24 protein-coding genes are annotated in these 26074 nt (G+C 74.5%); 10 read left to right on the top strand and 14 right to left on the bottom strand.

Annotated features, from left to right (window positions below):
- Nucleotides 1–20: 20 nt before the first annotated feature.
- The 4 genes from V6V16_RS08900 to V6V16_RS08885 all read right to left on the bottom strand — a co-directional run bounded on the left by V6V16_RS08900 (nt 21) and on the right by V6V16_RS08885 (nt 4586).
- Nucleotides 21–1688 (bottom strand): hypothetical protein, encoded by a 1668-nt coding sequence (locus V6V16_RS08900; RefSeq protein ID WP_334561316.1) that lies wholly within the window; start codon nt 1686–1688, stop codon nt 21–23.
- Nucleotides 1689–1809: 121 nt separating this feature from the next.
- A complete protein-coding gene (locus V6V16_RS08895) occupies nt 1810–2814 on the bottom strand; it encodes a glycine betaine ABC transporter substrate-binding protein (RefSeq protein ID WP_334561314.1) in 1005 nt (334 codons plus the stop codon).
- A 250-nt stretch (nt 2815–3064) separates the two neighbouring features.
- Nucleotides 3065–3787, bottom strand: a complete 723-nt coding sequence (locus V6V16_RS08890) for an ABC transporter permease (protein ID WP_334561312.1) — start codon at nt 3785–3787, stop codon at nt 3065–3067.
- 115 nt (nt 3788–3902) lie between these two features.
- Nucleotides 3903–4586: an ABC transporter permease gene (locus tag V6V16_RS08885; RefSeq protein WP_334561310.1), complete on the bottom strand. Its 684-nt coding sequence runs from the start codon at nt 4584–4586 to the stop codon at nt 3903–3905.
- Between the two features lie 2 nt (nt 4587–4588).
- On the opposite strand from V6V16_RS08885, the gene V6V16_RS08880 reads away from it, so the two are divergent.
- Entirely contained in the window at nt 4589–5590 is a 1002-nt protein-coding gene (locus V6V16_RS08880; protein ID WP_334561308.1) for an ABC transporter ATP-binding protein, read from the top strand.
- Nucleotides 5591–5602: 12 nt separating this feature from the next.
- On the opposite strand, the gene V6V16_RS08875 is transcribed toward V6V16_RS08880, so the two are convergent.
- The 7 genes from V6V16_RS08875 to folP all read right to left on the bottom strand — a co-directional run bounded on the left by V6V16_RS08875 (nt 5603) and on the right by folP (nt 10217).
- On the bottom strand, nt 5603–6100 hold the full coding sequence (locus tag V6V16_RS08875; protein ID WP_334561307.1) for a hypothetical protein: 498 nt from the start codon (nt 6098–6100) through the stop codon (nt 5603–5605).
- Between the two features lie 60 nt (nt 6101–6160).
- Nucleotides 6161–6475, bottom strand: a complete 315-nt coding sequence (locus V6V16_RS08870) for a hypothetical protein (RefSeq protein ID WP_334561305.1) — start codon at nt 6473–6475, stop codon at nt 6161–6163.
- Nucleotides 6476–6529: 54 nt separating this feature from the next.
- On the bottom strand, nt 6530–7759 hold the full coding sequence (locus V6V16_RS08865) for an ABC transporter permease (RefSeq protein ID WP_334561303.1): 1230 nt from the start codon (nt 7757–7759) through the stop codon (nt 6530–6532).
- A gap of 101 nt (nt 7760–7860) precedes the next feature.
- Nucleotides 7861–8403: a DUF3180 domain-containing protein gene (locus V6V16_RS08860; protein WP_334561301.1), complete on the bottom strand. Its 543-nt coding sequence runs from the start codon at nt 8401–8403 to the stop codon at nt 7861–7863.
- Between the two features lie 19 nt (nt 8404–8422).
- The gene (gene folK, locus V6V16_RS08855) at nt 8423–8950 is read right to left on the bottom strand and encodes a 2-amino-4-hydroxy-6-hydroxymethyldihydropteridine diphosphokinase (protein WP_334561299.1); all 528 of its coding nucleotides are present in this window, start codon (nt 8948–8950) and stop codon (nt 8423–8425) included.
- The gene (folB, locus tag V6V16_RS08850) at nt 8947–9312 is read right to left on the bottom strand and encodes a dihydroneopterin aldolase (RefSeq protein ID WP_334561297.1); all 366 of its coding nucleotides are present in this window, start codon (nt 9310–9312) and stop codon (nt 8947–8949) included. The genes folK and folB overlap by 4 nt, the downstream gene beginning before the upstream one ends.
- The gene (gene folP / locus V6V16_RS08845; RefSeq protein ID WP_334561295.1) at nt 9309–10217 is read right to left on the bottom strand and encodes a dihydropteroate synthase; all 909 of its coding nucleotides are present in this window, start codon (nt 10215–10217) and stop codon (nt 9309–9311) included. Before folP ends, folB begins: the two co-directional genes overlap by 4 nt.
- 343 nt (nt 10218–10560) lie before the next feature.
- On the opposite strand from folP, the gene V6V16_RS08840 reads away from it, so the two are divergent.
- From V6V16_RS08840 to V6V16_RS08810, 7 genes are read left to right on the top strand one after another with little or no spacing between them, the layout of a single operon-like run.
- Nucleotides 10561–10872 carry a hypothetical protein gene (locus V6V16_RS08840; protein ID WP_334561293.1) on the top strand — a complete coding sequence of 104 codons (312 nt, stop codon included), beginning with the start codon at nt 10561–10563 and terminating at the stop codon, nt 10870–10872.
- 13 nt (nt 10873–10885) lie between these two features.
- Nucleotides 10886–11248, top strand: coding sequence for a hypothetical protein (locus tag V6V16_RS08835; protein WP_334561291.1), 363 nt, complete (start codon nt 10886–10888; stop codon nt 11246–11248).
- A 49-nt stretch (nt 11249–11297) separates the two neighbouring features.
- Nucleotides 11298–14756, top strand: coding sequence for an ATP-binding protein (locus V6V16_RS08830; RefSeq protein WP_334561289.1), 3459 nt, complete (start codon nt 11298–11300; stop codon nt 14754–14756).
- Nucleotide 14757: 1 nt separating this feature from the next.
- On the top strand, nt 14758–16704 hold the full coding sequence (locus V6V16_RS08825; RefSeq protein ID WP_334561287.1) for an MFS transporter: 1947 nt from the start codon (nt 14758–14760) through the stop codon (nt 16702–16704).
- Nucleotides 16701–17258, top strand: coding sequence for a hypothetical protein (locus V6V16_RS08820; protein ID WP_334561285.1), 558 nt, complete (start codon nt 16701–16703; stop codon nt 17256–17258). The genes V6V16_RS08825 and V6V16_RS08820 overlap by 4 nt, the downstream gene beginning before the upstream one ends.
- Nucleotides 17255–18421 carry a M23 family metallopeptidase gene (locus tag V6V16_RS08815; RefSeq protein WP_334561283.1) on the top strand — a complete coding sequence of 389 codons (1167 nt, stop codon included), beginning with the start codon at nt 17255–17257 and terminating at the stop codon, nt 18419–18421. The genes V6V16_RS08820 and V6V16_RS08815 overlap by 4 nt, the downstream gene beginning before the upstream one ends.
- 13 nt (nt 18422–18434) lie before the next feature.
- Entirely contained in the window at nt 18435–19037 is a 603-nt protein-coding gene (locus V6V16_RS08810) for a hypothetical protein (RefSeq protein ID WP_334561281.1), read from the top strand.
- 4 nt (nt 19038–19041) lie between these two features.
- On the opposite strand, the gene V6V16_RS08805 is transcribed toward V6V16_RS08810, so the two are convergent.
- Nucleotides 19042–19599: a hypothetical protein gene (locus tag V6V16_RS08805; protein WP_334561340.1), complete on the bottom strand. Its 558-nt coding sequence runs from the start codon at nt 19597–19599 to the stop codon at nt 19042–19044.
- Nucleotides 19600–19794: 195 nt separating this feature from the next.
- On the opposite strand from V6V16_RS08805, the gene V6V16_RS08800 reads away from it, so the two are divergent.
- Complete coding sequence (locus V6V16_RS08800) at nt 19795–22353, top strand: FtsK/SpoIIIE domain-containing protein (RefSeq protein WP_334561279.1); 2559 nt, start codon at nt 19795–19797, stop codon at nt 22351–22353.
- Entirely contained in the window at nt 22350–23114 is a 765-nt protein-coding gene (locus V6V16_RS08795; RefSeq protein WP_334561277.1) for a hypothetical protein, read from the top strand. Before V6V16_RS08800 ends, V6V16_RS08795 begins: the two co-directional genes overlap by 4 nt.
- Nucleotides 23115–23298: 184 nt before the next feature.
- Here the strand turns inward: V6V16_RS08795 and folE are convergent, their stop codons facing one another.
- A complete protein-coding gene (folE, locus tag V6V16_RS08790; protein ID WP_334561338.1) occupies nt 23299–23961 on the bottom strand; it encodes a GTP cyclohydrolase I FolE in 663 nt (220 codons plus the stop codon).
- Nucleotides 23962–23999: 38 nt separating this feature from the next.
- The gene (gene ftsH / locus V6V16_RS08785) at nt 24000–26021 is read right to left on the bottom strand and encodes an ATP-dependent zinc metalloprotease FtsH (RefSeq protein WP_334561275.1); all 2022 of its coding nucleotides are present in this window, start codon (nt 26019–26021) and stop codon (nt 24000–24002) included.
- Nucleotides 26022–26074 lie beyond the last annotated feature (53 nt).

Genomic DNA, 26074 nt, shown 5'->3' with positions numbered 1-26074 from the left:
GGCACCGGGTGCCGCCGGGGTCAGCGCCAGCGGTCGACGGAGCGGGTGCCGCCCTGGCGGGGCACCTCGTCCCGTGGGGGGTGACCGTGCTGCTCCTCCTGCCGCCGGCCGTACCGCTCCGGCTCGGGCTCCGCCCGACGGGCGCGGTACGCCCCGGGCCGGCCGGCGTCGGGCCGCTGCTCCCACTCGCGGGCCGGACGCCACTCGTCGGGCACCGGCACCCCGCCGACCGGCAGGGCCGGCGGGCCCTCCGGCTCGGGCCAGCCGCCGTGCCACCCGCCGTCGGCCCGCTCCGGGCCCCCCTCCGGCTCGTCGCGGCGGACCGACGCCCAGCGGTCGGCCACCCGGTACTCGGTGCCGGTGGCGTCCGCGTGCACCTCGGCACGCCGCTCGCCGACCCGCAGCTCCCGGCCCCGCTCGTCGTCCCGTACGGCGGCCCACCGGTCGCCGGCGCGCAGCTGCGACCAGTACTCGCCGCTCTCCGCCCCCGTCTCGTCGGGCCGGTACGACCGGCCGTGGCCCGGCTGCCCGGCCGGCGCGGACCGGGCCGGCCCCTCCGCCTCGCCCCGTCCCGGGTGGTCGTCCCACCGGTCGTCCCGCTGCCCCGACCACTGCCCGCGCCGGGCGGACCACCCGCCGTCCTCGGGGCGGCCCGCCCGGGGCGGCCGGTCGTCCCGGGCGGTCGCGGAGGCCGGCCACGGCCCGTCGTCGCCCCGGCGGGGTCCGGGGTCGTCGTCGCGGCGGGGCCGGTCGTCCGGGTCGCCGTACCCGTGCCCGGGCCAGGGCCCCTCGTCCGCCCCGGCGGGCCACGGCCGCTCCTGCGGCGCCGGCGACCAGCGTGCCGCGTACCCGCCGCCGTACCGGGCGTCCCGCTCGCCGGGAGCGGAGGGGGCGCCGTCCACGATGGTGTGCCGGGTGGTGACGTGCACGGTCTCGGTGTGCCGCACCACCCCGAGCGGGCGGGCCTCGCGCTCGCTCCCGGGCTCCGCCGGCCGGGCCGCGCCGTACACCCCGGCGGCACCGGCGGCGGCCGGTCGCGGCGCGTACGCCCCTGCGCTCCCGCCGGTCGGCCGCTGCGCGCCGTACCCGTCGGCCCGGCCCGGCGTGCCCCGCTCGCCGCGTGGAACCGGCTGCGGTCGGCGGGCCGGCTCCGCGTCCTCCCGCTCGTCGCGCGCCCGGCGGTGGGCCGCGTCGTCCTGGCCCCGGCGGGGCGCCGCGTCGTCGTGGTCCGGCACCCCACCCCGGCCGGCGACCGCGTCGTCGGCGGAGACCCGGGCCCGGCCGGCACCGGCCGGTTCGTCCACCCCGGCCAGCGCGGCGCTGCTGGCGTCAAGCCGCCGACGCAGCGCGCTGACCGCCTCCTGGGCCCGCTGGGCCTCGTCGAGCGCCTGGTTGCCGCGCTGGGCGGCGGCCACGATCTCGCCGCGCAGCTCGCGGCGGAGCCGGTCGATCTCGTCCAGCAGTTCCTCGTTGCGGGCCGGGTCCGCGCCGTCGACACGCAGCGCGATCGACAGGCCGATCAACACCACGGCCACGATGGCGAGCACGGCGGCGAACCGCAGCGGGCCGTTGCCGTCGGCGACGAGCAGGATCAACGCCGCCACCGGCGCCAGGGCGACACCGACCCAGAAGAGCACGGTGAGCAGCTGCGGATTGCGCTTGTCGGCGCGGGCGACCGGGGCTGGCATGGGTCCGCAGCCTACCGATCCCTGCCCCAGCTCGAAAAGGGGCGAAGAGGCCGACCGGCCCCTTCGCCCCGTCGCGTCGCCCGCCCACCCGCGTGGGTCGGGCGCGGGCCCGCGCGGTGGATCAGCCGGTGGCCAGCGCGCCGTCCGAGGAGAAGACCAGGCCCACGCTGGCCGCGCCGGTCTTCAGCGCGTTCTTGGTCTGCGGGCCGCCCTGGTCCAGCGAGCTGAACGAGCCGGCCTTGAAGTCGTAGACCTGGACGAGCCCCGCCTGGCACTTCGGCCGCTGCGGGCACTCCGGCGGCCCGGCCAGCACGGTGGCCTGACCGGAGCACTTGGCGGCCAGCTCGGAGAGCGTGCCGACGCCGTACTTGTCGGCGAACGCCCTGGTCACGGCGAAGGCGTTCTGGTCCTGCGCGGCGGCCGGCGTGCCGAAGACGATGCCCACCTTGTCGCCGCCCGCCTTGAGCGCCGCGACGGTCTTCTCCAGCTCGGGCGAGGAGACCGGCTGGGCGTCCTTGCCGTTGGCCTTCGTGTTGAGGAACTCCGCCATGGTCGCCGCGTACTCCGGCACCACCTGGATCTCGCCCTTCTCCAGGGCCGGCTCGTAGAGCTCGCGGTTGCCGATCTGCTGCACCTTGGCCTCGTAACCGGCGGCGGTCAGGACGATCTTGTAGAGCTCGGCCAGGATCTGGCTCTCGGTGAAGTTGCCGGCGCCGATCACGATCCGGCCGCCGGGCCCCTTGGCGATCCCCGCCGTGACGCCGTTGGCCGCGGCGAACTCCTCGGCCGCCTTCTGCGCCGTCTTGCGGTCCACGTCGACGGCCTTGTTGAGCTGGATCAGCTTCGGCGTGTCCAGCGCGGCGGAGACCTTGTCCAGCGCCGCGATCAGCTGCGGGTTCGCCGCGTCGGCGTTGACGGCCGGGATCACGTTGTCGGTGTTCTGGAGCTTCTTGTCGTCATCGAGGACGACCAGCTGGTCACCGGCGACCGGGGCGCAGCCGGCCCCGGAGGCCGCCTGCTCCGGGGCGTCGGTGCCGGAGGAGCCGGCGTCGCCGCATCCGGTCAGCAACCCCGCCGCCGCGAGGGCTCCCACCGCACCGACCACAAGACCTCTACGTGCGCGCATCAAGGCCCGCCTTCCGTGTCCCGGCGCGACCCTGTCGGGCCGGCCGCGTGTCCGACGGGCACACCGCTCGGCCGCCCGCTGTCTCCGCCGGGCGACCGCTTCCGATCACCCACGGTCTCCCACCCCAACATCTTCCGCGGGGGTGCGACAACCCGAGGCAACGTTTGTCACCGGATCGTCACCGGACGTCAGCCGCGCCAGCGCCGGCACCGCACCCTCCCCCGCCGGCCGCGCGTCCCGGCCGGGTGACTCAGCCGCCGGCCACCGCCTGCGCCGCCCGGCGCCTCGCCCGGCGCCCGCCGGAGCGCAGCGGACGCGGCGTGACCAGCCGTTCGACCATGGCCAGCACCAGCTCCAGCAGTACGGCGAGCCCGGCCACCAGCAGGCCGCCGGCGAGGATCTGGCCGCCGCCCGCGGCGATGTCCAGCCCGAAGCCCGCGCGGATGATCTGACCCAGGCCGCCGCCGTTGACGAAGGACGCCAGCGCGGCGGTCGCCACCACCTGCACCGCCGCCGTGCGGAACCCCGCCGCCAGGTAGGGCACCGCCAGCGGCAGCTCGACCCGGCGCAGCAGCTGCCAACCGGAGAAGCCCATGCCTCGCGCCGCGTCCCGGGCCTCCGGATCGGCCTGTCGCACCCCCGTGTACGCGTTGGCCAGCAGCGGCGGCACCGCGAAGACGGCCAACGCGACCACCACCGACGGCCGGCCGAAACCGAGGAAGGTCAGCGGCAGGATGGTGAGCAGGGCGAGCGTCGGGACGGCGAGCGTGACGTTGGACACCAGCACCACCAGGCCGCCGCCCCGCCCGGTGTGCCCCAGCCAGAGCCCGATCGGCCAGGCGACCAGGCAGCCGAGCGCCACCGCCGCGGCCGACATCGACAGGTGCTCGCCGAGCCGGTCCAGGATTCCGCCCGGGTTCGTCCAGTTCAGCGGGTCGTTGAGCCAGACCAGCGCCGCCTCTACCGGATTCACCGGACCGGCCCTCCGTTCGCGACCGCGGGACTCCGCTGCGCTGCGTTCCTCGCGCTCACCGGGGCTGGCCCTCCGTTCGCGACTGCGGGACTCCGCTGCGCTGCGTTCCTCGCGCTCACCGGGCCCGCCTCAGCCAGGGGGTCAGCAGGCGGCCCGCGCCGGCGAGAGCCAGGTCCAGCACCAGGGCGAGCAGGACGCAGAGCAGCGTCCCGGTCATGATCTGCGCCTTGTAGAAGTTGTTCTGGAAGCCGGCGAAGATGAGCTGCCCCAGACCGCCACGCCCGATCACCACTCCCACGGTCACCAGGGCCACCGTGGAGACGGTGGCCAGCCGCAGTCCGGTGAGGATGCCCGGCAGGGCCAGCGGCAGCTCGACCCGGAACAGCCGGCCCCACCGGCCGTACCCCATCCCCTCCGCCGCCTCGCGGACCTCGGCCGGCACCTGGGTGAGCCCGGCCACGGCGTTGCGGACGATCACCAGCAGCGCGTAGAGGACCACCACGCTGAGCGCGGTCACCGCGCCGATGCCCAGGTAGGGGGCGACGAACGCGAAGAGCGCCAGCGACGGGACCGTGTAGAGCACCCCGGTGAAGGCCAGGACCGGCCCGGCGAGCGAGCGGTACCAGTACGCGACCACCGCCAGCGGCAGCGCGATCAGGGCGGCGATCAGCACCGCGCGACCGGTCAGCGAGGCGTGCTCCCGCACGGCGGCGAGGATCGTGTCAGAGTTGTCCCGCACGTACTGCCAGGAGAACCACGGGTTACCCGGGTCGGCCCGGTAGCTCAGGCGGAAGGACATGTGTGGACGTTACCCCGGAGGGCACGGACCTCGCCGAGCCGCGCGCGGCGTCGATCACGCTGGAGGGCATCCGCAAGCGCTACCCGGACGGCACCGAGGCCGTACGCGAGCTGGACCTGGACATCGCCGCCGGTGAGCTGGTGGTGCTGATCGGGCCCTCCGGATGCGGCAAGTCCACCGTGCTCAGGATGGTGAACCGCCTCATCGAGCCCACTGGCGGGCGGATCCTGCTGGACGGCGAGGACGTCACGCGGGTCGACCCGGTCCGGCTGCGCCGCCGGATCGGCTACGTCATCCAGAACGTCGGGCTCTTCCCGCACCAGACGGTCAGCGCCAACGTCGCCACCGTGCCCCGGCTGCTCGGCTGGGCGCGCCAGCGCAGCCGCCGCCGGGTCGACGAGCTGCTGGAACTGGTCGGGCTCGACCCCGGCACGTTCGGCCGCCGCTACCCGCACGAACTCTCCGGCGGGCAGCGGCAGCGGGTCGGGGTGGCCCGGGCGCTCGCCGCGGACCCGGTGGTGCTGCTGATGGACGAGCCGTTCTCGGCCGTCGACCCGATCGTGCGTACCCGGTTGCAGGAGGAGTTCCTGCGGTTGCAGGCCGAGGTGCGCAAGACCATCGTGCTGGTCACCCACGACCTGGACGAGGCGGTCCGGCTGGGCGACCGGATCGCGGTGCTCTCCGAGGGCGGGCGGCTGGAGCAGTACGACACCCCCGCCGCCGTGCTCGGCTCGCCCGCCACGCCCTTCGTCCGGGAGTTCGTGGGCGTCGACCGGGGCATCCGGCGGCTGGCGGTCACCCCGGTCACCGGCGAGGTCGTCGAGGCGCTGCCGGCGGCCGGGGTGGACGGCCTGCCGACGATGCCGCTGGGCGGCTCCGCGTACGACGCGCTCGCGGTGCTGCTCACCTCGACCGCGCAGCGGGTGGTGGTGACCGAGGACGGGCGGCCGGTCGGCGTGCTCAGCCGGGAGCGGCTGCTCGAACTCGGCCGGTCCGAGGGATAGGGGCCGGCCGGGTCAGGCGCGACCGCCGAGGCTGGCGACGCCGATGATCCAGCCGGAGAGGAAGCCGTACGTGGCGCCGGTGCCGGCCGACTGGATCGCGGTGAGCAGCGACGGTTCCGGGCCGAGGAAGGCGGCGAGCAGCGAGGCGAAGCCGCTGGCCAGTACGTACGCGGCCCAGCCGGAGAAGAACTGCGTCCCCGAGCCCTGCACCCGGGCCACCTGGGACGCGGGCAGCAGGTAGAGGAAGAGCGCCGCGAGGATGACCAGCAGGACGGCCCGCAGGTTCGCCACGAGCAGGCCGCCGGTCGCCCCGTCGCCGTCGAAGTGCCACGCCGGCCAGGAGAGCAGTTGCAGGTACCAGCCGCCGGCGGAGTTCGGGTCGGTGCCCGCGGCCCAGCCGACGTACGCCGGGCTGCCGCACACCGCGACCAGGAGGAGGGCGGCGAGCGCGCCCGTGCCCGCCGCCGTCCCGTAACGACCGCCGGTCCGCGACGAGTTGGTCAGCGCCATGATCCGGTCAGTTCCCGGCCGACCGCGGGGGGCAAACCTCTCCGGGCCCGCCGGTCGTCGTCAGCGCCGCGGGTGCTTCATCAGGTAGTCGATGAAGGCGGCCCGCAGCAGCGGCGCCGACTCCTCGTAGCCGTGGCCGGTCAACTCCCGCCACAGCGCCGCCGCCTCGTCGATCGTCGGTCCGACCGAGTTGGGCGCGCCGTCCAGGGCGGCGGCCTCGTCCGCGTTGGGCAGGTGCCGCAGTACCGACCAGAAGAAGCGCACGTCGTGGCGCTCCCGGGCGACCGCGAACGCCCGCTCCCGCAGCTCCTCGGTGGACAGCGCGTCGAGTTCCTCGAAGGACGGGCCGGCGGAGGTCGGTGGTGTGTCGGTCATGCCGCCGAGCCTAACCGGCGAGATCACTCCCGGCCCGGCGGACGCGGCACCGGCTCACCGGTCGCCCGCGTCCCAGTGGCGGGGGCCGGTCTCCCACCGGGGAGCGTTCCACGGATCCACGGGACTCTCGGGGGACCGGGTCGGCACGGCCGGCGGCCAGTCGCCGACCGGGTCCGCCGGGGGCGCCGACCAGCCCGCGCCGGTCGGGCCGTCCACGGGTCGACGCGGCTCGGCCGGGGCACCGGTCGCCGGCCGCCCGTACGCCTCGACCAGCCGGGTGACCAGCAGCCCGACGCCGAGCGTTCCCGCGCCGACCGCCCACCGGTCCACGGTCCACCCCCGGGCCCGCGCGTACGCCAGGAAGACCGTGACCAGGCAGACCGCCAGCAGGGTGCCGAGGACGCCGCCCCGGCGGCCGTAGGCGCTGGTGCCGGCGAGCAGCGCCACCCCGACCGCCAGCACCGTCCAGTCCAGCCCGACGTCGGGCGCGACCGGCCCGGCGTCCCGGGTGGCGGTGAGCATGCCGGCCAGCGCGGCCAGCACGGTCGAGACGACGAGCGCGCCGGTGGTGACCACGGCCGCCACCACGCCACGGCGGCGGGCCGGGTCGACGACCGGACGGAACCGACCGACCAGCCGGCGGACCGCCCGCACCGCCCCGAAGAGCCCGCCGAGCAGCGCGACGGCCGCGAAGCCGGCGAAGAGGTACGGCGCGTCGCGTCCCGGATCGTAGTCGCCCTGCGGCAGGACCGGCGCGGAGCGCTGCTCGACGTAGACGATCACTCCGGCCGCGCCGGCGAGGGTGGCCGCCCAGCCGGGGACGTGCAGCACCACCACGGCCAACGCCAGGGCGAGCCCGGCGAGCGCGGCGACGGCCAGGCCAGGCCCGACGGCGCCCCCGGCGCCCCGGTCGCCCTGCTCGGCCATGTGCAGCGCGGCGGCGACGGCCACCGGGCCGAGCGCCAGGTTCACCGCGGCGGTCCGCAGGCTCAACGCGGCGGCCAGCGCCAGCAGTCCGAGCACCACCGCGTCGAGGAGCAGGGAACGCAGCCCGTCGCCGCGCAGCGCCGCCGGGTCCTCCCGCCAGAGCAGGTACGTCAGGGTGCCCAGCCCGGCCAGGAGCAGCGATTCCCAGACCAGGTGGACGGCCAGCCGGTCCCGGCCGGGCTCCCCGTGCGCGGGGTCGTCGAAGACGTTCTCCAGCACGGAGGCGGGTATGCCGGACGAGGGCTCGGCGGACGACCCGCGCCCCGATTCGTCGTAGCCCATGGCGCCGCCTCCCATGTGGCCGCCGCCCAGGTCCGACGAGCGGGCGGACCGGGGCGGCGTTGCTCTCCGGTCGCAGGCACCGTACCCGCGCGCGGGGGCGGGCGTAACCCCCTGAATCAGCGCGGACCGGGGCGGCCCTCCCGGCCGTCGGGCTCGCGGTCCTCGTCGTCATCCCGCTCCGGAACCCGGCAGGAGCGCTCCAGCCAGAGCGCCGCCGCCACCAGCGCCAGCCCGGCGAGCAGGCCGGCTCCGGCGATCGGCCGGTCGCCCATCGCGGCGTCCGTACGCTCCACGAGGAGCCAGCCGGTCAGCCCGGCGTAGGCCCCGGCGAAGATGGCGCCGGCCAGCGCGGACGCCTTGGCCAGCACCACGAACCGGGCGACCAGCAGCGGGTTGACCGGCTCGCGGCCCGGCCGGCGCTCGATGCGCCCCCGGGTGTTGACCGCGGCGTACGCCTCCAGCACCGCGAGCGCGGCGAGGGTGACCACCGGCAGCCAGGGCAACTCGGGAAGGTAGTCGTAGTAGAAGCTGCTGATCAGCAGCCAGGCCACCGCGGCGGCGGCGAGACCGGCGACCACCAGGGTGGAGATCCGGGTGGGGCCCATCCGTGAGCGGTCGGGCCCCGCCCCGCCCGGTCGTGGGGACTGCGCCTGCGTCATGCCGGCCGGCTCCACTTGGTCATGGCGTCGACTCTATCGCCAGATCGGGCCGGGGGCGCAGATCCAGCGCGTCGTCGGCCGCCGGAGCCGTGTTGAGCAGGTCGGTCAGCCAGCCGTGCCCGGGCAGCCGGCCGTACGGCTGGATGTCGATCCACGGCCGCAGCACGAACGCCCGCAGGTGGGCCCGGGGGTGCGGCAGGATCAGCTCGGGGTCGTCGCTGAGCACCGGCTCGTCGCCGTCGGTCCACACGGCGATGACGTCCACGTCGAGGGTGCGCGGCCCGAAGCGCCGCCGCGGGTCGCGGGTGCGCCCGGCGGCGCGCTCCGCCGCCCGGGCCCGCTCCAGCCAGTCGTACGGGGCCGCGGCCGGGTCCTCGGCCAGCAGCACGGCGTTCAGGTACGCGGGCTGGTCCGCGTCCCCCCACGGTGGGGTCTCGTAGACGCCGGAGACCAGGAGCACGCCGTCGCCGAACGCCGAGACGGCCGAGCGCAGGTGCGCCAGCCGGTCGCCGAGGTTGCTGCCCAGGGAGAGCAGGGCGCGGGTCACCGGTCCCGCCGCCGGGTCACCGTGACGGCCACGTCGGTGAAGGCGTGCGGGACGGGCGCCTCCGGCTTGTGCACGGTTACCGTGGCGGCGTCGACCCGGGCGTCGGCCAGGCAGACGGTCAGCAGCCGGTCGGCGAGGGTCTCGATCAGGTTCACCGGCTCGCCGGTGACCACCGCGACCAGCCGCTCGGCCAGCTCGCCGTAGTGGACGGTGTCGCCCACCTCGTCGGAGCGGGCCGCCGGGGCGAGGTCGAGTTCCAGGACGGCGTCGACGACGAAGTCCTGGCCCTGGGCGCGCTCGAAGTCGTACACCCCGTGCCGGCCGTGTGCCCGCAGGCCGGTCAGCTGGATCCGGTCGGTCATCGCTCTCCTCCGTGCTCGACGGCGCTCCGCGCCGCGTCGGCCCCCGCCCGGGCCCCGTCGGCCGCGGGCGTCAGGCGGGGCGCGCCCGTGGCCCGCCAGACGGCGAGGGCGTCCACGGTGGCCCGGACGTCGTGCACGCGTACGCCCCAGGCGCCGGCCGCGACCGCGAGCAGGCTGGTGGCGACGGTTGCCACGTCGCGGTCGTCGGTGGCGCGGGGAACGCCGTCGGGACCCGCCAGCAGCCGACCCAGGTAGGACTTGCGGCTGGACGCGAAGAGCAGCGGGAAGCCGAGGTCCAGCAGCTCGGGCAGGCGCGTGCTCAGCTCCCAGTTGTGCGCGGCCGTCTTGGCGAAGCCCAGCCCGGGGTCGATGACGAGGCGGTCGGCCCGCACTCCGGCCCGCAGCGCCTCGTCGACGCGCCGGCCCAGCTCGGCGCGGACGTCGGCCACCACGTCCGTGTAGCGGGCCAGCTCCCCCATCTCGCGGGAGTGGCCCCGCCAGTGCATCAGCACCCACGGGCAGCCGGCGTCGCGGACCACCCGGGCCATGTCGGGGTCGGCGAGGCCGCCGGAGACGTCGTTGACCACGGCCGCGCCGGCGGCGAGGGCCGCCTCGGCGACCCGGGCGCGGGTGGTGTCGATGCTGACCGGCACGCCGGCGGCGGTCAGCTCCCGGACGACGGGGACCACCCGGGCCGTCTCGGTCTCCGCGTCGACCCGGTCGGAGCCGGGCCGGGTCGACTCGCCACCGACGTCCACCAGGTGCGCGCCGTCGGCCCGCAGCCGCACGCCGTGTCCGACTGCGGCGTCGAGGTCGGCGTACCGTCCGCCGTCGGAGAAGGAGTCGGGCGTGACGTTGAGGACGCCCATCACCACCGGGGTCGAGGCCCGCACCAGATCGGTCACGGCTAGACGGTACCGGTCGGCCGGGGTGCGCCGAGCCAGCCGGGTCGAGGGCGGTGACATGCGCATTCGAACAGGTGTACGATCGGTCGCCGAGGTGGTATCGGGCAGACTCCTCGCGGCTTGTCGCAAAGAGTGCCTGCCCGTACCCTTTGGAATTGCCCGGCATCGAGATGGCGAAGCCTGGAGGGAGGGCCGAAGCGGGAAAATCCGCCCAAAGCTCACCACCCTCCGTGGTGGGTAACGAACGTAGCGTCGCCGACGCTACGCACAGGGAGCGTCGTTCCCGCCAGGCATGCCTACTGCACCACCGCGGCGCCGCCGGCCGCGACTTGGGGAGGTTCCAGTGATCGCCATCGAGCTGATGGAGACGGCGACGTCCGCCGCCCACACGCTCTCCGCCCTGGCCTCGACTCCACTCGCCGAGCCCGCTCCCAAGGGCATCGACACCGAGGGTGTCGTCACCTTCTTCGCCAGCAAGATCGCCCCGATCCTGCTGGCCGTCCTGGGGGTCATCTTCATCGGGCGGGCCAGCCGGGGCGAGATCTCCAAGGTGCTCACCAGCTCGGCCATCGCCATCGTCGGGCTCGCCTTCATCGCCGGAGCCGCCACACTGTTCTTCATCGGCGACTACCTGATCGACCTGATCTTCGAATAGGCGCGGGCACGAGATGCGGCTGCGCACCGACGACGACATCTACCGGGCTCGCCTGGTCTACCTCGGGCCGCCCGGCTACACCCTGCCGGTCCACCTGCCGTACGCCCAGTACGGACTGTTCATGCTGCTCGTGCCCCTCTACATGTTCATCCACTGGCTGTTCACGTTCCAGGTCGAGCTCTTCCCCGCCTGGGAGATCGCGCTCGCGATCGTGAGCACCTCGTTCATCTTCCGGCACGTCGATCCGGACCGGCCCGCGCGCATGGTGATCCGCACCGCGCTGACCGACTGGCGACGGACGCGGGAGCCGGCCGCGGAACAGCGGGACCCCCGCCTGGTCGGCAGTCGGATCAGGATCCGGGAGGAACTGGCATGACCGGTCGCACGTCGACCAGGCAGTCGAACGACGCGGGTGAGGCGGTCGCATGAATCGCAGTTCCACGCCGGGTTCCCCGGCAGGGCGCCCGGCCGCACCGCACGGTAACCGTGCGCGGTCGTTCGACTACCCCGACGAGCCGGAGTCCGACGAGGTCACCCTGGATCCGGCCCTCGTGACGACGCCCGGGCAGGGCGGCGTCGGGGTCTTCCAGGCGCCCCGGCCGATGCAGCGCCGGATGCCGCCGCCCGAGCCGCAGGCCGCCGGCGACAGCGCCGACATCGACTCGCCCTTCCTCGACCTGTTCGGTGGGGCCCGCCCCGGCAGCACGCGGTCGACGCCCTCCCAGCGGGGCCCCGGGCGCGAGCAGCCGCACGGCCCGCAGCAGCCGGCCGCCATCGAGTCGGCCCCGCCGCCCTCCGCCGTGCTGCCGCCGACCGCCCGGGCGAAGCCAACGGCCGACGCGGCCGACCTGGCCGTCCCGGGAGCGGCCCCCTACCCCGTGGACGTCCAGCCCCACCGGCCGCCCGCACGCTCCCGTGTGCCGCAGCAGCCCAACGACCGGCTACCCATGCCGCACCCGCCGGCGGAGGCCCCGCCGCCGGGCGCGACGGGAACGCCGTCCCACCAACCGGCGCGGGTCGATCCGCCACCGTCCCACCCGGCGCCGCTCGACCCACCGCCGCACCACCAGGTGCCGGCGTACCCGGCGCAGCTCGACCCGCCGCCGTCGCCCCAGGCACCGGGGCACCCCACGCCGCTCGACCCACCGCCGTCGCACGCGGCGTCGCTCGCGCCGGCACCCGACGCGGCGCCGGCACGGCCGTCCCGCCGCTCGGGCGAGCGACCGCCGGAGCGGGCCGGCCGGGAGGTGGCGGCGCCGCGCCAGCGCTCCGCCGAGAAGCGTGACCGGCCCGTCAAGCCGGCCCGGGTCAAGCCCCCGAAGATCAAGTTCGGCGATCGGGATCCGGCGGTCGAGCTGGCCATCACCGAGATCGCCGGCCACCTCACCTTCACCCCCAACACCGTCACCGCCTGGTACTGGCTGCCCGAGGTCCGCTGGGCGTTCCGGCCGGACGCGGAACGGGAGGCGCTGCTCTCGGCTATCTCCGAGCAGTACGCCGGGCTGGCCGGTTTCCGGCTGCACCTGCGGCGCACCACCCGGCCGTTTCCGGCCGACGAGTGGGCCCGCACCATCGACGCGCACACCCCCGCCCCGCTGCCCGACGTTGCCGGCACCGCCGGCTGGGGCGACCACCTGGTGGCCGCGCAGCGGCACCTGCTCTCGGTCAACCACGCCGAGGGGCAGACCTACCTCGGCGTCACCTTCGCCCGGCGGTCCCTGGGCGACTCGCTCACCGAGCGGCTGCTGCGCGCCTTCGGGCGGGGCGTCGCCGAGGGCGAACGCCGCAAGCTCGGCCGCACCGTCGAGCAGTTCGACGAGGTGCTGGGCGCGTTCGGCATGCGCGGGCGGCAGGTCACCGCGCAGGAGCTGGAGTGGCTGCTCTACCGCTCGGTGGCGCTCTGCATGGCGCCCCCCGGCCAGCTCTCCCCGCTCACCGACGGGCGGTGGGAACGCGGCGACCTGCTCGCCCTCACCGAGCAGGTCGAGCGCTACCGCAGCCCGTACGGCTCCACGGTGAAGCTCGTCAACCGGATGACCGGCGAGGAGCGGCACGTCGCCGTCCTGGCCGTCGGCCGGATGGAGCCGCTGGAGATCCCCGAGCGGCACGAGCCCTGGCTGCACTTCCACGAGCGGCTGCCCTGGCCCATGGAGCTCTCCACCCGGGTCGACATCCTCGGCTCGGGCGACTCCTTCCGCAACCTCGAACACCGGTTGCGGATGATCCGCTCCCAGCAGCTCGACTACGCGGAGCACGGCATCGACGCCCCGCCCGAGCTCGAGCGGCTGGCCAAGCGGGCCCTCGTGATCGGCGACGAGATGACCACCGGGCTCCCGGTCGACTCCGCCCGCGCGCACGGCTGGCACCGCCTGGCCGTCGGCGGCCGCACCCGCGAGGAGTGCCTGGAGCGGGCCCGCCGCCTGATCCAGCTCTACTCGCGCGAGCTGCGGATCTCGCTGCAACACCCCAAGAACCAGGACTGGCTGGCCCGCGAGTTCATCCCCGGCGAGCCGATCGCCAACACAGGCTACGTCCGGCGGATGCCGGTCAACCTGCTCGCCGCCGCGCTGCCGCAGGCCGCCTCCACCGTCGGCGACCGGCGCGGCGACCTCATCGGGCGCACCGCCGGCACCTGCCGCCGGCCCGTCTTCCTCGACCTGCACTTCCCGATGGAGGTACGCGAACGCTCCGGGCTCGCCGTCTTCGTCGCCGAACCGGGCGGTGGCAAGTCCACCCTGCTCGGCGCCCTCGGCTACCTGGCGGCCCGGCGCGGGGTCCAGGTGACGCTGCTCGACCCGTCCGGCCCGCTGGCCCGACTCTGCGCCATGCCGGAGCTGCGCCCCTACGCGCGGGTGCTGAACCTGACCGGCTCCGAGCACGGCACACTGGCCCCGTACTCGCTGATCCCGACGCCGCTGCGCAGCGAGTTCGGCAGCGGGGCGGCAGGCGACCGGGAGTTCGAGATCGCGGTCTCCAACGCCCGCGCCGAGCGGCGGATGCTGGTGCAGGACATCTGCATGATGCTGGTGCCCCCGCAGGTCGCCCGCGAGGCGTCCACCGCGACTCTCTTCCGGCACGCCGTACGCCAGGTGCCGGCCGAGGAGACGTCCACGTTGGACGACGTGGTCGCCTGCCTCAGCCAGCTCGACGACGACGCCGGCAAGGAACTGGCCAACCTGCTGCTGGACACGGCCGAGATGCCGCTCGCCATGCTCTTCTTCGGCCGGCCGCCGGAGGGGCTGCTCGGCGCGGACGCCGCGCTCACCGTGATCACCATGGCCGGGCTGCGGCTGCCCGACCTGAAGATCGAGCGGGAGTACTGGTCCGCCGAGGAAGCGCTGGCCCTGCCGATGCTGCACACCGCGCACCGGCTCGCGGTACGCCGCTGCTACGGCGGCTCGATGTCGTCGCGCAAGCTCGTCGGCCTGGACGAGGCGCACTTCATGGAGGGCTGGCGCTCCGGACGGTCGTTCCTGGTCCGGCTCGCCCGCGACTCCCGCAAGTGGAACCTGGCCGCGTTGGTGGCCTCGCAGAACCCGCGCGACATCCTCGGCCTCGACGTGCAGAACCTGGTCTCCACCGTCTTCGTCGGCCGGATCGCCGAGGACGCGGAGATCGCCTCCGAGGCGCTACGGCTGCTGCGGGTACCCGTCAACGACGGCTACGAGGCCACCCTGGCCTCCCTCTCCACCGCCGACGCCACCAGCGCCGCCCGGCTGGGCTTCCGCGAGTTCGTGATGCGGGACGTCGACGGGCGGGTGCAGAAGGTCCGGGTCGACGTCTCGTACGTCGACGGCCTGCTGAACCACCTCGACACCACCCCCGCCGCGATCGCCGCGGCGGCCGGTGTACTGCCGGCAATCCTGCCGAACATGGAGGCGTGACATGGCGCGGGCCCGGGCACGGTTGGCGGCGTTCCTGCTCGCGCTCGGCGTACTCGCCGGGGCCACCATCGGCTGGCCGGCCGTAGGCGCCGCCGCGGCCGCCCCGGCGCCGTTGCCGGCCCAGGCCCGGGCCGACCTCTGCACCACCCAGGAGTGGCAGGCCGACTTCCGCACCTGCGTCGGCAAACTCAAGGAAGTCTCGGAAACGGAAGTCAAGTGCCGCAACGCGCCGACCCCCGGTGCACCCGACTCCGGGCTCGCCGGATGGTTCGCCTCCCGCCCGGAGTCGGCCAAGCTGCCGGGCCCCAAGGGGTTCTACAGCGACTACGGCTACGCCGGATACAGCTACACCACGTACGACGTGGAGAGCGGTTGCGCCACCCCCGTGCTGCATCCCGACTACAAGTTCACCAACACGGTCGCCAACGGCGAATTCATGATCGCTACGGCGATCGTGGGCGCGTCGAACGCGCTGCGGGAGCGCGCCTGGGACCCGCGTTCCATGTGGGGTTGGGCGGACCCGCTGGTCGACCAGGCGACCAAGGCCGTCTACCAGAAGGTGTTCAGCGTCTTCGGCATCGTCACGCTCTGCGTGGTCGGGCTCTACCTGCTCTGGCGCTCCCGTCAGTCGGACATGAGCAACGCGATGACCACCGCGGGCTGGGCCCTGCTGGTGATGGTGGCGGTGACCGCCCTGGCCGCCTGGCCGGTCAAGTCGGCCAACATCGCCGACGGCACCCTCGTCAGCACCCTGGGCGTGGTCCACGACGCCGTCGGCCCCGCGACGAAGGACATCCCAGCCGATAAATGCGCTCTACCAAATCCCGATGCTTGCGTCGACAAGCGACCGCCCGCCGTTCGCGCCAGTGACACGGCTACGGAGGCAATGCTCTACCGCAACTGGTTGCGGGGAGTGCTCGGTTCCGCCGACAGCGAGACCGCGAAGAAGTACGGCGCAGCCCTCTACGACGCCAAGTCGCTCTCGTGGGAGGAGGCGGCGAAGCTCCGGTCGAACCCGGCCACGCGAGGCGCCACCATCAAGGCGAAGCAGCAACAGTGGGCGCGGGTAGCGCAGCAGATCAAGGAGGAGGACCCGGAAGCGTACGAGTACCTCCAGGGCGTCCGGGACATGGACCGGGTGGGGGCGGGCTTCATCGCGGTGCTCGCCGCCGTGCTCTTCGCGATGTTCGACCTGACCGCGTCGCTGCTGGTGCTGCTGGGCTTCCTGATCTTCCGCTGGGCGGTGATCGCCGCGCCGATCCTGGGCACGGTGGGCCTGATGCGCCCGGCCAGCGCCGGGCTGCGGCGGTTGGCGAACGCGGTGGTGGCCGCCGTCTTCAACATCGCCATCTTCGGCACCGGTGCCGCCATCTACCTATTCGCGGTCGACCTCATCATGAGCACGCCCACCCTGCCCGGCTGGCTCCAGGTGGTGCTGGTCTGGCTCTGCGGGGTCGTCGGCTGGCTGCTGCTGCGGCCCTACCGGCGGATCACCCAGCTCGGCGGCAAGGACAGCAGCGAGGCGGTCAGCTCGGCCGGCTCCTGGCACCGGCGCTTCTTCCGGGACATGCGTGCGGCCGCGCGGCTCGACGTGGCGGAGCCCGGTGGCACGGTCGAGCCGGCGACGGGGCGGCGGCGTGCCGTCGTGGCGGAACAGACGGTCCTGCGGCCCGAGGCCCGGCGGGAGGATCCGGCACACGCCGCCCCCCGCGCCGGTGGGGAGCGGCAGCGGCCCGACGGTCGCGAGCAGGCCACCGAGGCGGAGCCGCCGGCCAAGGAGCAGGGCGCCTCCCGCCCGGTCGCGCCCCGACCCCGACGCCGGCAACCCGCCAGTTGGACGGAGCCCGACGTGCCGGAGGAGAACCCGTCGTTCGTCATCTACCGTCCCGGATCGGCGGAACGTGAGCCGGAGCGGCCCACTCCGCGGATCCGCTCCGAGGCGCGGTGAGTGCGGTGCGTCGGGCGGTCGAATTCCTGTTCACCCGGGTGCTCCGGTCCCGGCTCGGCGTCGCGATCGGCATCGCCGTCGTCGTGTTCGGGATCATCGGGGCGGCGCGGCTGGTCTCGGGCCCCGGTGACCCGACGGCCGGCCTGAGCAACCGCCCGAGCCAGCCGATCACCACGGTCGCCCCGACCGCCGGTGACGACGGGGCGTTCTCGACGGGTGCGCCCCCCTCGCCGGTCACCCGGCCCGGCGACCTGACGCCGGAGAAGACCGCCGAACGCTTCGTCGCCGCCTGGCTAGGCGGGCCCGGCTTCACGGCGGACCGGTGGCAGGAGGGCATGCGCCCCCTGTCGACGCCGGCCCTGACCGAGAAGCTGGCCGGCGCCGACCCGTCGGACGTACCAGCCCGGCAGGTGGCCGGGCAGGTCACGCTCCGGGCCCGGGCCGAGAACTTCGTCGAGGTGCTCGTCCCGCTCGACTCGGGACGGCTCCGTCTCGAACTGGTGGCGCCCGACGGGCGGTGGCTGGTGGACGCGGTGGACTGGGAGCAGCAATGAGCGACGAGACCCGACCCCGCCGACAGGTCCGGCTCGGCGCCCTGGCCGCCGCGCTGACGGCGGTCTTCGCCCTGCTCTGCTGCACCGGCGGTGCCGGCGCCTTCTTCCTCACCGAACTGGGCGGAGACCCGGGTGACCGGGTGACCCCGGCGAGCATGGAGTGCAGGGAGAACCAGCGCGTCGACGTCCGGGGAAACATGCCTCGGATGTCCCAGTACGGCGATCGGCAGCTTCGAAACGCCGCGCGGATCATCAAGGTCGGGCAGGACATGAAGGTGCCGCCCCGCGGCTGGGTGGTCGCGGTGGCGACCGCCATGCAGGAGTCCCGACTTCTCAATCTGGCGAACCGGACCGTCGGCCAGTCCGAGAACCTGCCCAACGAGGGCATCGGCGCCGACCACGACTCCGTCGGCCTCTTCCAACAGCGGGCGGGCTGGGGCAGCGTCGCACAGCGGATGACGCCCGAGTACGCGGCCCGGAAGTTCTACGAGAAGCTCGTCAAGGTGCCCGGCTGGGAGCGGATGTCGCTGACCCGGGCGGCGCAGGCCGTACAGATCAGCGCCTTCCCGGACGCGTACGCCAAGCACGAGGAACTCGCCTCCCGGATCGTCAACGCGCTGGCCGGCGGGGCCGCCCGGGTCGTGCTGGTCGAGGGGAAGCAGGCCTGCGACCGCGCCGCCGGCGGGCGGATCGCCTCCTCCGGCTGGACGGCGCCCATTCCGGGCGGCGTCGGCTCGGGTTTCCGTACGGCGAGCCGACCCGGGCACAACGGGGTCGACATCGGCGCCCCGAAGGGCACCCTGATCCGGGTCGCGGCCACCGGCCGCGTGCTGGTGTCCCGGTGCGACCCGGACAACCGCGGACGGCTCAGCTGCAACGTGGACGGTTGGCCCAACAAGGGCGGCTGCGGCTGGTTCGTCGACGTTCTGCACGCCGGCGGGTTCGTGACCCGCTACTGCCACATGGCGAGCAAGCCCCGGGTCTCCGTCGGTCAGCTCGTGGAGGCCGGTCAGGTCATCGGCGAGGTGGGCAGCAGCGGCAACTCCTCCGGCCCGCACCTGCACTACGAGGTGCACGAGGACGGGGACCGGAGCAGCCGGGGCGCCATCGACCCGGTGCCGTTCATGCGCTCGCGAGGCGCGCCGCTCAAGCGCGCGGGATGAGACGCACGCCGTCATGAACGATCCGCTTCCCGACCCGTTCGCCGACCATCCCGACTGGGCGCCCCAGCCCCCCCGACCGATCGAGATCGTGCCGGCCACCGCCCGGGTCGAGCTGCGGGGGCAACGTGTCCTGGTCGGGCTGCCCGGCCTGGGCTGGCGCGGCGACCTGCGCGCCGACGAACGGGTGGTGCAGGGCAGCCGGACCTATGTGCCGGTCATCCCCGAGCACGAGTGGTACCGCGCGGAGTCCGACCAGGTGGAGGTCTTCGCGCCCCTCGTGCCGGTGGAGCGCGTCTGGGTGGAGACGGTCGGGGTCCGGCAGCTCGTCGTCCCGGCAGACCGCGACGCGGGCGTCCGCCTGGTCTCCCTGGACGCTCCCGCGCACCGCGCGCCGACTCCGGTCTTCGAGGCGGACGCCGTCACGGGTCGCCGGGTGGTGCACGTGGTCGATTCCGTCGAGCATCGGGACCTGCGGGCCGTCACCGAGACCTACTCCGGTGCGGAAGGCGACATCTGCGTCCGGGTGACCCCGGAGGTGGAGTGGTACCGCTGGGCCTGGCGGGGTCAATCCCCGAGCACGCTGGAAATTCCGGTACACCTGCTCTGGATCGAATAGCGGTTCAGGCAGCCCTATCTCCCGAGCAGACACGCCACTCGTCTTCGAGACGGGTCGTGAATCGCCACGACTGCCGGTCACTCTGGGAAATCCCATCCACATGAGCAGAAACGATCAGGTCAACCCGAACCTCCGCACTTTCGCCCTGTTTCTGCACCTGGAGGCTGCCCCAGCTGATCATGAAGGCAGTCGAGAATCGCCGTTCACGTACAACCAGGTCATCGCGTAACGCCCGTAGAGGGCTGTTTCCCTCTCTCTTGGCGCAGGTGAAGAGGTCGGCGCGGGTGTCGTTGCGGTCCACGAGGAAGGCGCGGAGGTAGTTGTCCACCACCACGTCGGGTGCACTCCGATCGGGCGCGGCGGCTCGCTGGTAGAGCACGTATCCGGCGGCCACCCCGCCGAGGCAGAGCGCCACGACGACGCTCACGACCACGGTGACCACGGTGCGCAGCCGCCGTCGGGGCCGCTCCGGCGCCGGGGCCGTCGAGGGCGGGGCCAGGTGGTCGGAGGGGGGCCGTTGCGCCGGTACGCGGGAGACCTGGGAACCGGCGGGGGGCTGCACTGATTCCACCCTCTGAGGCTAGCGGCTGGGCGCGGTAGACCCAATGCCCCAGATCCAGCGGATCGTGACGGACCGCTCCCCATTGGTGAGTTCCGCGACAACACCGGCGCAGTGCCGTGGCGCATCCCGGACGAGTCGTCCCGCCTGGGATACCGTCTCTGCGCGGGGAGGGGTTGCCGACCTCGGGCAGAGGGGGTGGACGCGGTGGCCGGTCCGAAGGCAGGCACGAACCGCGCCGCCGCACTGCACCGGCGGGCCGCCGCCGCGGTGACCGCTGCCGCCGGCGTCCTCGACGACACCCGTCCCGCCCCCGCCGACCAGCGCCGCCAGTACGAGCTGGCGGACCGCCTCCGGGTCGCGGCGGCGGTACTCGCGCCGGACTGGGCGGGCGCTCCCCTGGAGACGATGGCGCCGACCGTCCCGGCCGGCGAGGGGCCGCCGCCCTTCGTCCGGGTCGGCACCGCGGCGCCGCTGGACGACGCGCGGTTCCCCGCACTGGTGCCGTTGCTCGGCACGGGCCATCTCTCGGTGGACGCCGACGCGCGGGACTCCCGGGTGGCGGGGCTGCTCCGGGCCGTACTGCTGCGGGTTCTGGCGGCGACCCCCGCCGGGGCGCTGCTGGTCCGGGCGGTGGACGCGACCGGCGCCGTCCTCGCGCCGTTCGCGCCGCTCGCGGACGCGGGTCTGCTGCCACCCCCCGCGGTGGACGTCGCCGGCCTGCGGGCGGTGCTCACCGAGGCGGAGCAGTGGGTGGCTCCGGGGACGAGCGGGCGGCGCCGGCACGACCGTACGCTGCTGCTGGTGATCGCCGCGCTGCCCGAGTCGACGGGGGCCACCGACCTGGCCCGGATCGAGGCGTTGGCCGCGCCGGGCCCGGCCGCCGGGCTGCACCTCGTCGTCGCCGGTTGGCCCGCGCCGGGCCCGCACGGCGACCGGGAGCCGCTGCCACTGACCACGACGCTGGCGGTCCGTACCGCGTACGCGCTGCTGGGCGATCCGCCGGGTGGGTCGTACGCCGCCCCCGCCGCCGGTCCTCCGGGCGGGCTCAACTCGCCGGTCTTCGTCGAGGCCGAGCCGCCGGCCGAACTCGTCGACGCGATCTGCCGGCGGCTCGGCGCGCAGGTGGAGGCCGGTTCCCGGCTGGCGCTGACCGACCTGCTGCCCGGGGCCGACGAGGAACCGTGGACGGCGAGCGGGGTGGACGGGCTGACCACGACCGTCGGCGACGCCGGCGGCCGTGCCGTCTCGCTCGGCTTCGCGGAGTTGACGCCGCACTGGCTCGTCAGCGGCCGTTCGGGGGCGGGCAGGTCCACCTTCCTCACCACCGCACTGCTCGGGCTGGTGGCCCGGTACGGTCCTGACGAGCTCGCCCTCTACCTGGTGGATCTCGCCGACGGCGAGTCCTTCGTGGAGTTCCTCCAGACCGAGCGCGACCGGTCGTGGATCCCGCAGGTGCGGGCCGCCGCGATGGCCGCGGACCGGGAGTACGTGCTGAGCCTGCTCGACGAGCTGACCGCGGAGGTGCGACGGCGCGAGGAGGCGGGCGGCCGGGCCGGCGGGCAGCGCTTCGCGGAGCTGCGGCAGCACCGCGCCATGCCCCGGATCGTCTGCGTGCTCGACAGCCTGCCGATGCTCTTCGCCGAGCGGGACCGGCTGGCCGCGGACGCCGCCGCCCGGCTGGACGCGCTGGCCCGCACCGGGCGCGCGTACGGCGTGCACCTGGTCCTGGCCGGCGAGGGCGACCTGGGGCTGGGCTCGCGTACGGACCGGGACTCGGTGCTGGGGCAGTTCCCGGTGCGGGTGGCGCTGCCGGGCGGGGGCGCGGTGCTGGAGCCGACGAACGACTCGGCGGCCGGGCTACCGGTGGGCAGCGCCGTGGTGAACACCGCCGGCGGGCTCGGCGGGCCCCGGGGCGCCATCCGGGGGCACGAGCGGATGGTCCACTTCCCGGACCCGCAGGACCATCCCGACACGGTGGAGGAGCTGCGGCGCCGGCTCTGGTCGGCCCGCCCGGAGGGCGTCGGCCCGCCGGTGGTCTTCGCCGGCTACGCCCGCCCCCTGCTGCGCAACGACCCCCGGCACCGGGCCGCGCTGGCCGGGCAGGCGCCCGGTCCCGCCGCCCTGCTGGGCCGGGCGCTGGACGTACCCCGGAGCACCGTCGCGGTGCCGCTCGGGCCGGCTCCGGGTCGCAACCTGGCGGTGCTCGGTCCGGGGTCGGGCGCGGCCCGACTACTGGCGACGGCGGCGCGCTCCACCGCGGCCCACCACGCGCCGGGCACGGCCCGCTTCGTGATCGCCGCACCGGACGAGGAGTGCCGCCCCCTGGCCGAGGCGTTGGCGGCCGAGCTGGCCGGGCGGCATCCGGTGGAGACGGTGGACCTCGCCGGCCTGCTCGCCGCCCTGGACGACACCGAGCCGGCCTACCTGGTGGTCTTCGGCGTGGACGTGCCGACGCCGGCGCAGCTGCCCGTGGAGCGGCTGCGCGCGCTGCTGCGCGAGGGTCCGCCGGCTGGCCGGCACCTGCTCGGCCGGTGGCGCACTGCCCCGCCGTTCGCGGCGCTGCTCGAGCCCGAGGGCGAGGTGGAGAAGCTCGCCGCCGTGGCGGTGGTGGACCTGCCGGGCGCCCAGCTCACGTCGGTCTTCGGCCGGCCGGTGCAGTGGCGGCCCCGACCCGGCCGGGCGGTGCTCTGGGACGGCCCGGGTGAGCAGGGCACCGTGCTGGTGCCGTTCGCCGAGGAGGGGGAGGCGGCATGACTCGCGGCGGGGCGCGGACCAGGGGGGCGCACGCCGGACCGGGGCGCCAGCGTTCCGGCGCCGACCCGTCGACGGGGCGCGCCGAGGGTGGCGGGCCCGCCGGGGTCGACGGGGACACGGACCCGGTCTCCGCGGCGTGGATCGAGTACCTCGCCGCCGCCCGTCAGCTCGACGGGGTACGCCGCGAGGCGACCACCGCCGCCGGCGAGCAGGCCCGGTCGGTGCAGGCCGCCCGGGAGGAGCTGACGGCCGTACGCACGCGGCTGGCGTCGCAGGAGGGGCGGCTGCGCGAGCGGGGCGTACCGGCGATCTCGTTGGTTCCCACCCCGCCGGAGCTGACCGAGGCGACCCGGTCGATGGCGGCTGGGCCGGCGGCGGTGCTGGCCGCGCTCCGGGCCGCCCGGGGCCAGGCGGACGCCGCGGACGCCGCGCTGGCCGCGCGCGGGCTGCCCCGCCTGGCCGCCTGGCCGTCGCGCCCACGCAACCTGCTGGTGTACGCGCCGCTGGCGCTGCTGGTGCCGGTCCTCCAGGTGGCCCTCTTCGTGGCGACCGGCACGGGGGTGGCGAGCGTGGCCGCGCTGATCTGCGGGCTGCCGATGCCGGCGGTGGCGTTCGTGGCGGGCTGGGTCGGCGTCGGGCGGCTGTTCCCGCCGCCGGACGGTCGCCGGGTGGACCGCACCGCCCGGCTCGGGGCGCTGGTGTGCCTGGTCCCGGCGGTGCTGGTCAGCGCGGGCCTGCTGCTCGCGATGCTGGCCGGCTGAGCGGTGCCGGCGGGGCTGAGCGGTGCCGGCGGGGCTGAGCGGTGCCGGGGCCCAGCGGTGCCGGCGGGACGGTGCGGTGCCGGGGCCCGGCGGTGCCGGCGGGGTGGTGCGGGTCTGGTCGGCGCGGGTCTGCTGACGCGCGACGGCCGGCCGGCCCGGGTGCGGGACGGCCGGCCGGTGCCGGTCAGCGGTGGATCAGCGCCATCGCCTCGGCGCGCGACTTGGCGTCGCGCTTAAGACTGCCCCGTACGGCGGAGGTGATGGTCTGGGCGCCGGACTTCTGGATGCCCCGCATCGCCATGCACATGTGCTCGCACTCGAGCACCACCAGCACGCCGCGCGGCGCGAGCCGCTCCATCAGGAGGTCGGCGATCTGCGAGGTGAGCCGCTCCTGGACCTGCGGCCGGCGGGCGAAGACCTCGACCAGCCGGGCCAGCTTGGACAGGCCGGTGATCCGGCCGTCCGGCCCCGGGATGTAGCCGATGTGGGCACTGCCCCGGAACGGCAGCAGGTGGTGCTCGCAGAGGCTCATCACGTCGATGTCCCGGACGAGCACCAGTTCCTCGTGGTTGGCCTCGAACGTGGTGCTCAGCACCTGGGACGGGTCGACCCGGAGCCCGGCGAAGAGCTCGGCGTACGCGCGGGCGACCCGGGCCGGCGTCTGCTGGAGCCCGTCGCGGTCCGGGTCCTCCCCGACCGCGATGAGGATCTCGCGGACCGCCTTCTCGATCCGCCCGAGGTCCACGGTCTCCTCGACGGGTCGACCGGTGAGCTTTCCGCTGATCAGGCGCGCGGCGACGTAATCGAGGGCGTCGTCGCCGTCCGGTTCGGTCGCGGAGACGGCCAGTCCCCGGTCCTCCCGGGAACTGGCCGTCGGGTCGGTGCTCAGTGCGTACCGTCCGAGTTGTTGCTGTTCGGGCTGCTGCCGCCCACCGTGGCCTCCGCGCCGTCGGTCTGGGCCTGCACCTTGAGCGCCTCCTTCTCCGTCGGCGTGAGCACCGGCGGTTCGGTGGAGGGCTGGCGCTTGCCGAAGCCGTGGTACGGCGCCATCGGCGGACGCTTGGCGACCCGGGCACAGATCCGGGCCATGTCGGCGGTGGAGAGGGTCTCCTTCTCCATCAGCTCCAGCACGATGTTGTCCAGGACGTCCCGGTATTCCACCAGGATCTCCCAGGCCTCGTCGTGGGCCAGCTCGATCAGCGCCCGCATCTCGCCGTCGATCTCCGCGGCGACGACGTCGGAGTAGTCCCGTTCGTGGCCCATGTTCCGGCCGAGGAACGGCTCGTCTCCGCTGGTGCCGTACTTGATCGCGCCGAGCTTCGAGCTCATGCCGTACTGGGTGATCATCGCGCGGGCCAGCTGGGTGGCCTTCTCGATGTCATTGCCGGCGCCGGTGGTCGGCTCGTGGAAGACCAGCTCCTCGGCGGCCCGGCCACCCAGCGCGTACGCCAGGGTGTCGACCATCTCGGCGCGGGTCTGGGTGTACTTGTCCTCCGTGGGGAGGACCAGGGTGTGCCCGAGCGACCGGCCGCGGGACAGGATCGTCACCTTGTGCACCGGCGCGGCGTGCGGCAGCGCCCAGGCGACCAGCGCGTGCCCACCCTCGTGGTACGCGGTGATCTTCTTCTCCTGGTCGCTCATCACCCGGGTGCGGCGCTGCGGACCGGCGATCACCCGGTCGATCGACTCCTCCAGGGAGTCGTTGGTGATCGCCCGCTGGTCCTTGCGGGCGGTGAGCAGCGCGGACTCGTTGATCACGTTGGCCAGGTCGGCACCGCTGAAGCCCGGGGTGCGCCGCGCCACCGCGTCGAGGTCGACGTCGGGGGTGAACGGCTTGCCCTTGGCGTGCACCCGCAGGATCGCCTTGCGGCCCTCCATGTCGGGGGCGTCGACCGGGATCTGCCGGTCGAAGCGGCCCGGGCGCAGCAGCGCCGGGTCGAGGATGTCCGGCCGGTTGGTGGCGGCGATCAGGATGACCCCGCCCTTGGTGTCGAAGCCGTCCATCTCGACGAGCAGCTGGTTGAGGGTCTGCTCGCGCTCGTCGTGACCGCCGCCCATGCCGGCGCCGCGGTGGCGGCCGACGGCGTCGATCTCGTCGACGAAGACGATCGCCGGGGCGTTCGCCTTGGCCTGCTCGAAGAGGTCGCGGACCCGGCTGGCGCCGACACCGACGAACATCTCCACGAAGTCCGAGCCGGAGATCGAGTAGAACGGCACCCCGGCCTCGCCGGCGACCGCGCGGGCCAGCAGCGTCTTACCGGTGCCGGGCGGGCCGAAGAGCAGCACGCCCTTCGGGATCTTGGCGCCCAGGGCCTGGTACTTCGCCGGGTTCTGCAGGAAGTCCTTGATCTCGTGCAGCTCCTCGACGGCCTCCTCGGCCCCGGCCACGTCCGCGAACGTGGTCTTCGGCGTGTCCTTGGTGATCATCTTCGCCTTGGACTTGCCGAAGTTGAGCACCCGGGAGCCGCCGCCCTGCATCTGCGACATGAAGAAGAGCAGCAGGAGCACCAGCAGGGCGATCGGGAGCAGGTTGACCAGCAGGCTCACCCAGATGCTGTCGGACGACACCTTGGCGTCGGCCGGGCCGGTGACCCGGTTGTTCGCCTTGGCCTCAAGCACCTCGTTCCAGACCTCGGCGCCGACCTCGTACGGGAACTGCGCCTCGATCCGGTCGGTGTTCGTGTCACCGAACTTGGCCTTCTGTTCCAGGTCGAGCTGGATCGTCTGTTCCTTGTCCTGGAAGACGACCTTCTTGATCTTGCCGGTGTTGAGCTGGTCGAGCGCAACGGAAGTGTCCACCCGGTGGTAGCTGGGACCAGCGGTGAACAGTTGACTGAGCACAACGGCGCCGAGGATGACCAGGATGATCCAGACCACCGGTCGGCGGAAGAAACGCGTACGTTCCATGCTGTTGTCGAGCGCCGAGGCGCCCGCATCCTCCTGATCGACGTCCTGACCGT

It is taken from the genome of Micromonospora sp. CPCC 205561 (assembly GCF_036906775.1).
Classification (GTDB): Bacteria; Actinomycetota; Actinomycetes; order Mycobacteriales; family Micromonosporaceae; genus Micromonospora.
This window is presented reverse-complemented; position numbering and strand designations above follow the sequence as displayed.

Coding starts and splice junctions, on each gene's coding strand:
- V6V16_RS08900 (WP_334561316.1), bottom strand. CDS start 1,688: ATGCCAGCCCCGGTCGCCCGCGCCGACAAGCGCAATCCGCAGCTGCTC.
- V6V16_RS08895 (WP_334561314.1), bottom strand. CDS start 2,814: ATGCGCGCACGTAGAGGTCTTGTGGTCGGTGCGGTGGGAGCCCTCGCG.
- V6V16_RS08885 (WP_334561310.1), bottom strand. CDS start 4,586: ATGTCCTTCCGCCTGAGCTACCGGGCCGACCCGGGTAACCCGTGGTTC.
- V6V16_RS08875 (WP_334561307.1), bottom strand. CDS start 6,100: ATGGCGCTGACCAACTCGTCGCGGACCGGCGGTCGTTACGGGACGGCG.
- V6V16_RS08870 (WP_334561305.1), bottom strand. CDS start 6,475: ATGACCGACACACCACCGACCTCCGCCGGCCCGTCCTTCGAGGAACTC.
- V6V16_RS08865 (WP_334561303.1), bottom strand. CDS start 7,759: ATGGGAGGCGGCGCCATGGGCTACGACGAATCGGGGCGCGGGTCGTCC.
- V6V16_RS08860 (WP_334561301.1), bottom strand. CDS start 8,403: ATGACGCAGGCGCAGTCCCCACGACCGGGCGGGGCGGGGCCCGACCGC.
- folB (WP_334561297.1), bottom strand. CDS start 9,312: ATGACCGACCGGATCCAGCTGACCGGCCTGCGGGCACACGGCCGGCAC.
- V6V16_RS08835 (WP_334561291.1), top strand. CDS start 10,886: ATGCGGCTGCGCACCGACGACGACATCTACCGGGCTCGCCTGGTCTAC.
- V6V16_RS08830 (WP_334561289.1), top strand. CDS start 11,298: ATGAATCGCAGTTCCACGCCGGGTTCCCCGGCAGGGCGCCCGGCCGCA.
- V6V16_RS08825 (WP_334561287.1), top strand. CDS start 14,758: ATGGCGCGGGCCCGGGCACGGTTGGCGGCGTTCCTGCTCGCGCTCGGC.
- V6V16_RS08815 (WP_334561283.1), top strand. CDS start 17,255: ATGAGCGACGAGACCCGACCCCGCCGACAGGTCCGGCTCGGCGCCCTG.
- V6V16_RS08810 (WP_334561281.1), top strand. CDS start 18,435: ATGAACGATCCGCTTCCCGACCCGTTCGCCGACCATCCCGACTGGGCG.
- V6V16_RS08795 (WP_334561277.1), top strand. CDS start 22,350: ATGACTCGCGGCGGGGCGCGGACCAGGGGGGCGCACGCCGGACCGGGG.
- ftsH (WP_334561275.1), bottom strand. CDS start 26,021: ATGGAACGTACGCGTTTCTTCCGCCGACCGGTGGTCTGGATCATCCTG.